Source organism: Deltaproteobacteria bacterium, from assembly GCA_030654105.1.
Taxonomy (GTDB): domain Bacteria; phylum Desulfobacterota; class SM23-61; order SM23-61; family SM23-61; genus JAHJQK01.
The window spans coordinates 1-12,003 of sequence record JAURYC010000268.1; the positions used below are offsets into that span (position 1 = coordinate 1).

At 51.5% G+C, this 12,003-nt stretch carries 9 protein-coding genes and 1 pseudogene; 3 read left to right on the forward strand and 7 right to left on the reverse strand.

The genetic code is table 11. From position 1 onward, the window contains the following. The 4 genes from Q7V48_11465 to Q7V48_11480 all read right to left on the reverse strand — a co-directional run. Positions 1 to 1,700 (reverse strand): penicillin acylase family protein (locus tag Q7V48_11465; protein MDO9211345.1); only part of this gene is annotated, 1,700 nt, incomplete at its 3' end. A gap of 74 nt (positions 1,701 to 1,774) precedes the next feature. Then, positions 1,775 to 3,199: a CoA-binding protein gene (locus Q7V48_11470; GenBank protein MDO9211346.1), complete on the reverse strand. Its 1,425-nt coding sequence runs from the start codon at positions 3,197 to 3,199 to the stop codon at positions 1,775 to 1,777. Between the two features lie 63 nt (positions 3,200 to 3,262). Next, complete coding sequence (locus tag Q7V48_11475; GenBank protein MDO9211347.1) at positions 3,263 to 4,036, reverse strand: glucose 1-dehydrogenase; 774 nt, start codon at positions 4,034 to 4,036, stop codon at positions 3,263 to 3,265. A 202-nt stretch (positions 4,037 to 4,238) separates the two neighbouring features. Next, positions 4,239 to 6,230: an ABC-F family ATP-binding cassette domain-containing protein gene (locus Q7V48_11480; protein ID MDO9211348.1), complete on the reverse strand. Its 1,992-nt coding sequence runs from the start codon at positions 6,228 to 6,230 to the stop codon at positions 4,239 to 4,241. Positions 6,231 to 6,320: 90 nt separating this feature from the next. On the opposite strand from Q7V48_11480, the pseudogene Q7V48_11485 reads away from it, so the two are divergent. Continuing rightward, a pseudogene (locus Q7V48_11485) lies at positions 6,321 to 6,518 on the forward strand (2-hydroxymuconate tautomerase). A 7-nt stretch (positions 6,519 to 6,525) separates the two neighbouring features. On the opposite strand, the gene Q7V48_11490 reads toward Q7V48_11485, so the two are convergent. Then, positions 6,526 to 7,974, reverse strand: coding sequence for a CoA-binding protein (locus tag Q7V48_11490; protein ID MDO9211349.1), 1,449 nt, complete (start codon positions 7,972 to 7,974; stop codon positions 6,526 to 6,528). 241 nt (positions 7,975 to 8,215) lie between these two features. On the opposite strand from Q7V48_11490, the gene Q7V48_11495 reads away from it, so the two are divergent. After that, positions 8,216 to 9,397: a thiolase family protein gene (locus Q7V48_11495; GenBank protein ID MDO9211350.1), complete on the forward strand. Its 1,182-nt coding sequence runs from the start codon at positions 8,216 to 8,218 to the stop codon at positions 9,395 to 9,397. A gap of 72 nt (positions 9,398 to 9,469) precedes the next feature. Here the strand turns inward: Q7V48_11495 and Q7V48_11500 are convergent, their stop codons facing one another. Continuing rightward, positions 9,470 to 10,432: a phosphoglycerate dehydrogenase gene (locus Q7V48_11500; protein MDO9211351.1), complete on the reverse strand. Its 963-nt coding sequence runs from the start codon at positions 10,430 to 10,432 to the stop codon at positions 9,470 to 9,472. Between the two features lie 58 nt (positions 10,433 to 10,490). After that, entirely contained in the window at positions 10,491 to 11,030 is a 540-nt protein-coding gene (locus Q7V48_11505; GenBank protein MDO9211352.1) for a hypothetical protein, read from the reverse strand. Positions 11,031 to 11,186: 156 nt separating this feature from the next. On the opposite strand from Q7V48_11505, the gene Q7V48_11510 reads away from it, so the two are divergent. Continuing rightward, positions 11,187 to 11,981, forward strand: coding sequence for a S16 family serine protease (locus Q7V48_11510; protein ID MDO9211353.1), 795 nt, complete (start codon positions 11,187 to 11,189; stop codon positions 11,979 to 11,981). The last annotated feature ends 22 nt before the right edge of the window (positions 11,982 to 12,003 follow it).

The following is a 12,003-nucleotide window of genomic DNA, read 5'->3' on the forward strand; positions in this document are numbered from 1 at the left end:
AGCATCGTCATGGCAAGATCTTCGCCCAGCTCATCCTGGAAGACCAGGAGGGCCAATTCCCGATAGACTGCCTGGAATATAATCGGGGCAGGCTGGTCAGGGTGATCAACATAATCCCACTGGGAAAGGATATCTCCCAATTCCTTCGTGGCTTCATGCTTCCTAAGAGCCTGGGCCATAATCGGCGCGATCTCTTTAGCCATGAGGTTCACGGCGTCCCTTTGGAATTGCCAGTGATCATCGACCGATTTTTTTCCGGGTTTTTCCATAAGCTGGATGAGCCTGCGGTAGCGGTAGGATGGGGATAAGTGTGACGAGTAATAGTAAGGATAATTTTTGCCCACCGTATCATGGTTACAGGTTCCAACCCACCCTCTTTGCGGATTATAAATTTGGGGCATCTTATCAAAAGGAATCCAGCCACTCCAGTTGTCCTTGCTGTCTTTCACGACGTAAGGAACGGTCCCATCCCCCTGCGAACGTATGGGAAGCTTCCCGCTGGCAATCCACCCGATGTTTCCTTCTTTGTCGGCAAAGACAAAGTTGAGCATCATGATGTCAAATTGGCTCAGCGCTTTGCGCACATCTTCGACGGATCTGGCGCTCATCAACTGCTCGGTCCCAAGGAGAGGCCCCATAGTCTCGAAAGGTGCCCATCGTAGGGTGAGAACCTTTGCGGTCTTAAGCCCTGGTAAAACTCCCGAGACAACCGGCCCTCTCCTGGTGAGCCTGATCTTAATCCCTTTTTCTTTTTTCCCGCCGGGTGCATTCTTATCCTTGATGGTGAGCTTTTCGGTTAGAACCTCGGAAGGAAGCGACTTATCGCCCTCTAAGTATCGATTGGGATCTTTGGGGTCCAGGGTCTCAACATAGAGATCCTGGGCATCGCCGTAAGCATTGGTGACGCCCATGGCAACGTGCTCGTTCCGGCCAACTACAATACTTGGAATGCCAGGGATGCTGACTCCGACCATGCGGAATTCGGGAGTGATGATACCGCAGGGGTACCACGGTCCTGGCAAGACCCGGGAATCGAGGTGGGGATCATTGGCCACAATGGGCTTTCCTCGGGAGGAAAGCTGGGGTCCCGTCGTCCAGTTGTTACTCCCGACATGTAGGGGTCTGTCTTGCAGATAAGCAAGGAGGCTTTGGTCAGAAGCGAGATTGATCCCGCTTAATTCGTAGGCATGGGTTTTAGATAAAGTGCTTCCTGGAGACAGATCATCCGGATTTATGTTTAGGGGAAATATTTCTTTGGCCTGCTCTATTCCAACTTTTTCTACCAGCATTTGGGCGATGATTTCAGTTTCAATGTTGGCCGCTGAATTCCAGCTCATGAGATACATAATAGCCAGCACGTCCGTGGGCTCCCAGAGTCCGGGCTTGATACCTGCCAGCTTGAATTCGAGATGATGTTCACTCGAACAGTTTTTGATGTAGACATTGACGCCGTCGACATATTTCTGGATAGAAAGTTTAGTTTGAGGATCCAGGATTCCCGCATGCCGTTTGGCATGGCGATGGAAACCAATGGTCCTCATCCGTATGTCAACCGGCTCTCCTCTCTCCCCAATCATCTCGCCGATCCTCCCGGTGGCAAACAGCCGGATCAACTCCATCTGGAAGAGCCTGTCCTGGGCCGTAATAAAGCCCAAGGCCAGGAAGGCATCATCTGGGTTCTTGGCATAAATATAAGCCATTCCTTTTTCATCATCGCCCTCCCAATTCCTGGATTGACAAAGCTATTTTACGAGTGACCATGGGCTCTTAAAACCTACCTAAGATTTATCCGGGCTGTTTCCTTATCCACCTGGAAGGATGGAATCTCCTTGGGTTGACGGACCCGCAGCATTTCGCCATAATACCAGCGGTTCAGTCCTAAGGCCCGCACGGTTTCCACCACCTGGGTGAAGACGGGATAATTGAGGTTTCTCTTCAGATAATTCACTTCCTGGTCTTCAGTGGATACATACAAGGCTACTGGCTTATCATATTTTTGGGAAAGCTCAATGAGCTGGTGGAAGAGGTCCCTGGACTTCTGCCCTTCCATCATGGCGTTGAAGGTGTGTAGAAAGACAATCCCATCTACCTCCTTCTGGGCCAGGGTACGGTCAATAATTTTTAGATAGATGTCCAGGTCGAAAAGATCACCCAGGTCCAGGGGATTCGTCAGCTTAATCACGGAAGCCCTAAAATGCCTTTCGATCTCTTCGAGGAATTCTTGGGGAAAAGGAGCCAGGGAAAATCCGGACGTTTCACAGGCATCGGCGGCAATCACGGCATGACCGCCCGAACGGGAGATGATCGCCAGGTTCTTTCCCCGCATCGGTGGCAGCCGAAGGATTTTCAGGTCATTGCCCAAAGTAGTGGCATCGTGTACCCGCACGATTCCGCACTGACGGAAGGCCGCATCCACTACCTTGTCATTACTGGAAAGAGAGGCCGTATGGGAAGAAGCAATGGTCTTGCCGAACAGCCCGATATTGGCTTTAAAGGCCACGATGGGTTTGTTGGACCGGCGGGCGATCTCCATAAGTTGGTGCCCGTCCTGAATACCCTCTAAGTAGAGCAGGATGTACTTCGTCCCCGGGTCTTCGATAAAATAGGCCAGAAGCTCTTCAGTCTGAATGTTTAACATATTCCCGGCAGAAACGAATTTATTCAAGCCCAATCCCTCATTGGCCATGAGGTTAAGGACAGACATGCCTACTCCCCCGCTCTGAGAGATCATGGAGATATCTCCGTGGCGGACGATTCGTCTCAAGGGCGGAAAGGGAGTGCAGAGGCCGTTTTCCATGTTGATCACCCCGATACAGTTTGGCCCCACAAAGCGCTGGTTATATTTTTTAGCCACCTGCTCAATCTCTTCTTCGATCTTTTTCCCTTCTGCGGCATATTCGCGAAAGCCGGCGGATTCTATGACGACTCGTTGGATCCCTTTTTGCCCGCATTCGCCGAGAATGCCCGGGACCGTGCGGGCGGGTGTGAGAATGACAGCCAGGTCCACGGGGTCGGGAATATCCAAGACGGATTGGTAGATCCGCCGTCCGGCAAAAACTCCTCCTTTCGGTCCCACTTGATAAATAATCCCCTGAAAGCCAAATTCAGTGAGGTTAAAAACGATTCCCCGCCCCATGTTATCGGGGGAGTTGGAAACACCGATCACGGCCACACTGGTGGGATAGAAAATTTCGCGCATGGTTTTCTCCTAGAGTAAAAAATTACCGGTTACCGTTGCTGGGGAAAGGTCTCGATTATTCCCTTAAATCATTATGGAAAAGCCGCCATCGACCGGTAAAGCTACACCCGTAACGAAGTCCGAAGCGACGCTCGCCAGGAAAACGGCTGCACCCACTAAATCTTCCGGTTCGCCCCAGCGGCCGGCTGGCGTCCGGGAAAGTACACGGTCATCCAAACCGGGCATATCCCGCCGCGCACCCACCGTCAGGTCGGTGTTGATCCATCCCGGCAAAATGGCATTTACCTGAATGTTATCCGGCCCCCAGGCAACAGCCAGGCTACGGGTCAATTGGACAAGGCCTCCCTTGCTCGCTCCATAGGCCGCCAGCTTCCCGCCTCCCAGGATGGAAGTCATCGAGCCGATGTTGATGATCTTTCCTCCGCCCGTTTTCTTCATCGCCGGGTAGATGGCGTTGGAACATAAAAAGGCACTGCGCAGGTTGACCCGGAGAATTTCATCCCATTCTGTTGCCGACAACTCCTGGGGAACCTTGCGAATGTTCATACCGGCGTTATTCACCAAAATGTCGATGCGACCGAATGTTTCGGTTACTTGCTTGACCATGGCCAGGATTTGTTCTTCATGCCGCACATCCACTTGAAGACCCAATACGCGCACCCCATAGGCTCTTTCTATCGCCTGCGAAGCTTTGGCCGTTTTGTTTTGGTTGCGGGCCGCGAGGACAATATCGCTTCCCACGCCCGCCAATCCCTGGGCGATCCCTAGACCGATACCCCCATTGCCTCCGGTCACTATGGCGACTTTGCCCTGCAAATGAAACAAATCTTTCGTGATTTTTCTCCTCATTCGGGTTTTAAAATCAATTAATTAGGACGCAGATTTTCGCCGATATACGCTGAAAAAGATTTAAATAAAAACCGTTTCGATGGTTTGATTGATTATTTCCGTAAGTCCGTTTCGCCCGTTAGTTCCGTCAACTTCGTTAGGTTCGTTACGTTCGTTGGGTGTATTAACGATCAAAACGAACTAAACGGTTTTACCGTTCAACGGCATCTGAAAAAGAAAGCCGGGCCTGCTCCAATCTCTCAAGCTGTTGGGCCAGAGTCTCCCATTCGGTGGTCAAGGTATCAACGCGCTTTTTGGCTTCGGCGTGAGATTTCAAAAGCTCGGGGATATTTTCCCCCTGGCGGTAAATTTCCGGGTCCGACAAACGGATGGCCATATTTTCCATGTCCTTCGTAGCTTGTTCCAGATTGAACTCAACCTCCTGAATCTTCTGGCGCAGTCCTTGGGTCTCCCGGTAAAATCGGTTGCGAGCCTCGGCTTCCAACCGTTTCTGCTCCTTGGTCCTTCGGGCTGTGCTTTCCTTGGCCTCAAAATTCTCAGCGGAAGATAGTTGGGTATTCGCTATTTCGAGTTCCTTTTTTTCCTGTTCCTTTTTGTACTGGTAGTCCTCGTAATTCCCGGGATAAATTGTCAAGGAACCTGCTTTTACCTCAATGATTTTATTGGCCACAGCGTTGATGAGGTGACGGTCATGGGTGATCAAGCAAAGCGTACCCTTGAATTCCCGGAGCGCCCGTTCCAATACATCCCGGGCGGCAATGTCTAAATGATTGGTGGGTTCATCCAGGAGCAAGAAGTTAGCCGGACGCATCAGCATTTTGGCCAGCACCAGCCGGCTTTTTTCCCCACCGCTTAAGACGGAAACCCTTTTTTCCACCTCATCGCCGGAGAAAAGAAACGCCCCCAGCAGGCCCCGGAGAAAGCTTATGGGTTCGTCCTTGGCCTTAGAAAAAATCTCTTCCCAGACTGTTTTGGATGGGTCCAGGAGTTCCGATTGATGCTGGGCGAAATAGGCTGAAGAAACATTGTGCCCCCATTCAATTGCGCCTGCATCCGGCTCCAGAATTCCGGCCAAAAGCTTAAGGAGAGTCGATTTGCCGGCTCCGTTGGGCCCCACGAGAGCCGCCTTTTCCTCCCGCAAAAGAGTCAGATCAACGCCGGAGTAAACTTGTACAAGACCATAGGCCTTGTGAACTCCTTTTAACTCAGCCACCACCCTCCCGCTGCGGATGGGCTGGGGAAAGTGGAAACGAATGGTCTTCTGCAGGTCAGCGATTTCAATCCGTTCCATTTTTTCCAGCATTTTTACCCGGCTCTGCACCTGGCGGGCCTTGGTGGCTTTGTAACGGAAGCGCTCGATAAATTTCTCGGTCTGTTCGATTTTTTTGCGCTGGTTTTCCTGAGCCGCTTCCTGGATGGCTTTCTTTTTTTCCTTAGCCTGGACATACGTATCATAATTTCCAGGATAGGGAGTAATTTTTTTCTCTTCAATGGCCAAGATCTTGGTTGCGACTCGGTTCAAAAAATCGCGGTCGTGGGAGACCACCACGATGGTGCCCATATATTCGCCTAAAAAATTTTCCAGCCAGATGAGCGACTCCAGGTCTAAGTGGTTGGTAGGTTCATCCAGGAGGAGCAAGTCGGGATTGGCCAGGAGAATTTTGGCCAAGGCCAACCGCATCATCCATCCTCCGCTGAGTTCTTCCGTGGAGCGCTGGAAATCCGCTTCTCGAAAACCCAAGCCCAGAAGGATGGCTTTGGCCTGGGATTCCAAAGCATATCCTCCTTGCTGCGAGTACCGTTCTTCCATTTGGCCATAGGCTTTAACAAGAGCTTCCTGAATTTGGGTATCCTGCTCCTCGGCAATCTCTTCAGCCAGCAGGCGCATTTTATCTTCCAGGGCTGTTAAATCTTTTACTCCGTTCTGAACTTCTTCGAGCAGGGATTGGTCTTTGGCCGGTATTGGTTCCTGGGAAAGATATCCGATATGCACCCTCCGACGGATGAAGACCTCTCCCCTGTCGGGGCGTTCCTCGCCGACGATCATCCGGAAAAGAGTAGTCTTCCCCGATCCATTCGGGCCCACCAGACCCAGGCGATCCCGCGCCCCCAGACGCATAGAGCAGCCGGCAAAAAGAATTTTCTCGCCATAGGACTTTTCGATATCCTTAATTTCGATCATAAAAAATTTTGAGGTCGGAAAAAAAGTCTTTCCTTGCGCTAAGGACTTCTCTATAATAGCAAATTATCTGACAGTTCTCAAAGAAAGGAGAGCCGCATGCCTATTATCCATGTCAACATGTATGAGGGAAGATCAATTGAGCAGAAAAAAAAGTTGGTCGTGGCCATGACCGACGCCGTGGTGAAGTCTTTGGATGCCAAACCCGAGGCCGTACGTATCATTCTGCATGATATTCCCAAACACAACATTGCGGTAGCGGGTGTCTTAGCCTCGGAAAAGAAAGAGTAGACGCGGTTCAAATCTGCCCCCAGCCATCTTTTTTCTTATAATAGGCCACGAGGTGGGCTAACGCCTGCGCGGCGAGGGGTAGGGAAGGATAAGCCGGGATCCCCGCCTGGCAGAATCGTTGGCGCATTTTTGCGGCTTCGGTGGCCAGGAAAGTGTCTTCCCCGCTTCCATCCACTATGACCACCAGAGGTTTGCGCAGTCGGTTTCTTTTCAGGTACTCGATGACTGCCGGGGTTCGATCTTTCTCTTCCGTTGCATAGGTCATCCGCGGAATCAACCGGTCCAGGATGATCATGTCGAGGCTGGGGTCGGCAAAAACCACCTCCAGGATTTTCGCCATGAAGTCCGGATCATGAAAAGACCTCCAGGCGTCCACGGGATTACGGGCAAATGAACCGACAGCAGGAACTAAGGCGGTCAATTTTTCCCGAGTTTCCCCCATCAAAGGCGGTACCTGCAGGCCGGTGCGGATGCAAATGTCGGCATAATAAACACTGTTCCCTCCCCCTCCGCCCAGGATGAACAAGCGCCGTCCTTTGGCGGGAGGAAGGTAGAGGAAAGCCATCGCTGTACCAACGACCTCTTCCAGAGAGCGAGCCCGGGTAATCCCCGCTTGCCGCAGGCCGTTTTCCCAAATTTTATCTTCTCCCGCAAGCGTTCCGGTGTGCGAAGCCACAGCTCCTGCTCCGGAGGGAGTTTCACCCCCTTTCCAAAGCACCAAGGGCTTCTCGGCATTGATGCGCCGGGCCAGGTTCAAAAATCGCCGCCCATCACGGACGCTCTCCAAGTAGAGGCCGATAACTTTTGTTTCCGGGTCCTCGGCCAGGTATTCCAGATAATCCGTACTGTCCAGGACCGCAGCATTTCCAAAACTGACAGCCTTGCTGAGGCCCATGCCTGTGAAATGGGCGTGTTCGGTAACTCGCTGCGTGAGAGTCCCGCTCTGAGACAAAAAGGCTAAAAAGCCAGGATTTGCAGGTATCTGACCCCAGAGCATCAAGCGGGAAGCGGGCACGTAAGGCCCCATACAATTGGGGCCGATGATGTTGAGTTTACCTTTTAAGGCGACCCGCTGGATCTCCCTTTCCAAATGGGAACCTTCAAGCGTTCCCAGCTCTTTGAACCCAGAAGTTAGAATATGAAGGTTGTGGATTCCTTTCCTACGGCATTCTTCCAGCACCGATGGAATGAGTTTGGCGGGAACGCAAACGATGGCCAGGTCTACGGCTTCCGGAAGGGCGGCAAGGTTGGGATAAACGGGCAAGCCGTTGATCTCACGAGCGGTAGGATGAATCAGATAAATCCGCCCGGGATAACCTGCCCGCTGCAAATTTTTCAAGAAAAATTGGCCGCCGAGGCCACTGTAGGTACGAGATATGCCCACGATAGCTAAACTTTCAGGAAAGAAAATTTTGCCAAAGATCTTTCTCCGTTCCGCCTCCATTCGTTTGGTCACAACCTCCGCAATTAGAATATTTTGGGGGACGCAGATGAACAATCAAAGCGCTTGGTCCGTATTCCATCTGCTGGGCATTATAACTTGAAATCCTCAGAAAAGAAATTTTTCTAAACGTTTCCTGATACCCCCTCGCCAACATAATGGAGAAAAAGTTGACATAGGCGTTTTTCTCTCTTAATATTCTTACCGGCATCAAGAAATATTTTGGAGCAAGGGAAAAAAAGAAAGGAGTATTCATATGAGAGAAGTGGTGATCGTAGGAGGAGTCAGAACAGCGATCGGGCGCATGGGCGGAACGATTGCACGCTACCGGGCTGAAGAGTTAGGAGCCTTTGCCCTCCGGGGCATCGTAGATAAAACCGGGATTGACCCCAATGGGATCGAAGACGTGATCATGGGACTTTCCAATTCCTGGCATGCGGCCTACAACCCAGCGCGGTGGGCCGTTCTTAAGGCAGGCCTTCCCTATAGTCTTCCCGGTGCCACCGTGGAAAGACAGTGTTCTTCGGGCCTGCAGGCGATCAATTATGCGGCTACCCAGATCCTGGCCGGCCTGGGTGACATCTACATTGCCGGAGGGATGGAAAGCTGGAGCCAATGCCCCTGGATGATTCCCAGGGCCGAGGAGGCATATTCCTTCACCCCCCCGCAGATCCTCCGCCGCGAGACTGCTCCTACGGTGGAGGACAGCTTGGTCATGGGTGTTACGGCCGAGAATCTGGTGGAAAAGTATAAAATTTCCCGCGAAGAGCAGGATGCCTTTGGCTTGAGAAGCCAGGAGCAGGCTTTCCAAGCCATCCGGGCGGGTTATTTTAAAGATGAGATTATTCCCCTGATCATCTCTCAGAAAAAGGGGCAGGTTATTTTTGACACGGACGAGCATCCCCGGGAGACCTCCATAGAGAAACTGGCCACTCTGCCGCCGGTCTTTAAAAAGAACGGCACAGTAACAGCTGGAACTTCCTCCGGCCGCAACGATGGGGCGGCAGCCGTCCTGATGATGACCGCAGAGAAAGCCAAAGAGTTGGGTTACCAACCTTTGGCCCGATGGGTCACCTGCGCGGTGGCGGGCGTAGATCCTAAAATTATGGGTATTGGGCCGGCCTTGGCCATGCCCAAAGCTTTGCAGCGGGCTGGGTTAAAAATGTCTGACATGGACGTTGTTGAGATCAACGAAGCTTTTGCCGCCCAGGTTCTGGCCTGTGTGAAGGAATTAGAAGCCCAGGGAAGCCCTATTCCTATGGAAAAACTTAACCCTAACGGAGGAGCTATTGCTTTTGGTCATCCCAACGGTATGAGTGGAACCCGCCTGGCTATCTTCACCATCAACGAGTTGCAGAGGGGCGGCGGCAGGTACGGCATCGCTTCTCTTTGCATCGGAGGGGGGCAGGGACTGGCTACGATCTTTGAAAAGCTTTAACAAAAATTCACCACAGAGAGCGCAGTGGGCAATGGCAAAAAATAAATACGCTATGCGCATAGCGCTAAACGCTTAGCGATCCTCGTCGACCAGGTTAATCAGTCGGCCCTGAAGAAAAGCGATTACGTTATCCACGACCATCTGATTTCCTTTCTCGATGGCTTCAGGGGTCATGCCGGCGTTGTGCGGAGAGAGGACTACATTAGCCAGAGATAAAAGAGGATCTGTGGGGGGCAAAGGCTCTTGGTCATAGACATCCAGGGCCGCAGCAGCAATTTTCCCCGTCCGCAAGAATTCGATCAGCGTGGATGTATCAACGATACTGGCCCGTGCTGTATTCACCAGGATACAGGAGGGTTTTACCTTGGCCAGAGCCTCTCGCGAGATAAGGCCGCGGGTTTTTTCGGAAGCCTGAAGGGTGATGGAAATCACGTCCGATTGGGAGAGCAGCTGGTCGAATTCCACGAACTGGATACCGGATTCCGCGGCTCTTTCTGGGCTGGGGTTGAGGGTCCAGGCCCAGACTTTCATACCGATTCCTTTGGCCAAGAGACCGAGTTGTCGGCCGATGTTGCCAAAGCCCAGGATGCCCAGAATTTTACCATGAAGCTGGATCATGGGCAGCCTTGTCCAGCGCCCGGCGCGGAGCTCCTGATCATGGGCCGGTATTTTTCGGGCCGCCGCCAGCATCAAGGTTAGAGTGTGCTCAGCTACGGAGACGGCTGAATAGCCGGGAGTATTACAGACCTTGATCCCCGCCCGGGAAGCTGCGGGGAGATCGATGTTATCCATGCCTATGCCCAAAACAGAGATCAGTTTTAAATCGGGACAAGCCTGGAGTAAGGATTCATTAAATTTAGAGTACGCCCGGATGTTAATGACTACCTCGGCCCCCTGGATCCTTTCCTGGAGCTCTTCAGGGGAGGATGCCTTCTCTGTGTAGATCTGCACTTCGGCCAATTGTCTAAGCTGATTCAGGGCTTCTGTACCTGATAAAATTGACGGAAAATCATCGGGAATGACGACGCGGGGCATAATTTTCTTGATCCTCCTTTTAGATTGCAGATTTGAGATTTCCGATTTCAGATTGAAGTTATTGTTTTTTCAATTCTTCTTGTAAGACCCGAAGCTGTTCCTCGAAGGCCGGTTTGAATCGGGATAAGGCTTTCTCCCATTCTGGGCTTCCTTCAACCTTGGCCTGAACTGCCGAGCCAGAAATCCCCTGCTTCTGCCAATTGGCTAGGAGATTTTTTTCGGTCTCCTCGTAGGCTTTTTCTTTCTGTTCGCGATACTTTTTAATCAACCGCTGGATTTGGCGGATAAGGGGTTTACTCTCCTCCCGGAAGGTTTCGATTCCCTGGAAGATCAGGTCATTATCCCGATCCAACTGGATGGCCTCGGATAAATATTGGCGCATGAGCTTTTCTAATTGCTTACGCTCATCAGGGGTAAATTTAAATAATTCCTTTTCCGCTTCCTTGAGGTGAAAATCAACTTCCAAGAAGCGATTCACCAGGCTATGAGCCTTGGATTTCATCTCCTCCTCTTTGAGCTTCTTCATTTCCTCACGTGAGAGGTGAAGGTCTTTGGTTTTTTCCATGGCCAGCTCGATGGTACTCTTGATTTCCGCCATGCGCCACCCTCCTGCGATAATGACTTATCCGAGAATTTGAAAAAATTGAGTCATAAAGATACTACCAGAAAAAAAACTCCTCTTCAAGGAAAGGACGATGAAAAAGGGAAGTCTCCCGCGGGCCAAATAGCCGGGGAAGGGGAGGGGCCGAAGGAAATGGAGATTCCGGATGAACTGCCCATCCTCCCCATCCGGGAAACTACGCTCTATCCCAAAATGATCCTGCCTTTGATGGTCAGCCAGGAACCACTGATCAAGTTAATCGACGCTGCTTTACTAAGCAATAAATTAGTCGGCATCGTGGCGATAAAGAGTAAAGAGGTGGGGCAGGTCAAGCCCGAAGATTTGTTCGAAATTGGATGCGCGGCTTACGTCTTCAAGATGATCAAAGTGCCCAATAGCAGCATCCGTCTGCTTATCCAGGGAACTGCCCGCATTCGCCTCACGGAGTTTACGCAACGGGAACCCTACATCCGGGCCAAGGTTATTCCCCTGCAAGATACGGTGGAGGAAAAAGGGGATACGCCAGCCCAGGCCGCTTTGAGTTATGTGCGCTCCAACTCCAAGGCCTTGAAGATTCCCGAGAATTTCTTCGACAACAGCGACATCCATATCCATGTGCCCGCCGGGGCCATTCCCAAGGATGGGCCTTCCGCAGGCGTAACGATGTTTACCGCCCTAACTTCCTTACTTACCGGAAAGCCGGTACGCAACGATGTAGCGATGACCGGGGAGATTACTCTCCGGGGACTCGTCCTCCCTGTGGGTGGAATTAAAGAAAAGGTGTTGGCAGCCAGGCGTGCCGGCATCACCACAGTCATTCTGCCCAAGAAGAACGAGAAGGATTTAGAAGAGGTCCCCGAGCAGGTGAAAAAGGATATGCAATTCCACTTCGTACAGCGTATGGACGAAGTTATCCAGTTGGCCCTGAAAAAGAAGCCTAAAAAATAAAAAAGCCCTCTTTCCGTTTAAG

Coding starts and splice junctions, on each gene's coding strand:
- Q7V48_11470 (MDO9211346.1), bottom strand. CDS start 3,199: ATGCGCGAAATTTTCTATCCCACCAGTGTGGCCGTGATCGGTGTTTCC.
- Q7V48_11480 (MDO9211348.1), bottom strand. CDS start 6,230: ATGATCGAAATTAAGGATATCGAAAAGTCCTATGGCGAGAAAATTCTT.
- Q7V48_11495 (MDO9211350.1), top strand. CDS start 8,216: ATGAGAGAAGTGGTGATCGTAGGAGGAGTCAGAACAGCGATCGGGCGC.
- Q7V48_11500 (MDO9211351.1), bottom strand. CDS start 10,432: ATGCCCCGCGTCGTCATTCCCGATGATTTTCCGTCAATTTTATCAGGT.
- Q7V48_11505 (MDO9211352.1), bottom strand. CDS start 11,030: ATGGCGGAAATCAAGAGTACCATCGAGCTGGCCATGGAAAAAACCAAA.
- Q7V48_11510 (MDO9211353.1), top strand. CDS start 11,187: ATGGAGATTCCGGATGAACTGCCCATCCTCCCCATCCGGGAAACTACG.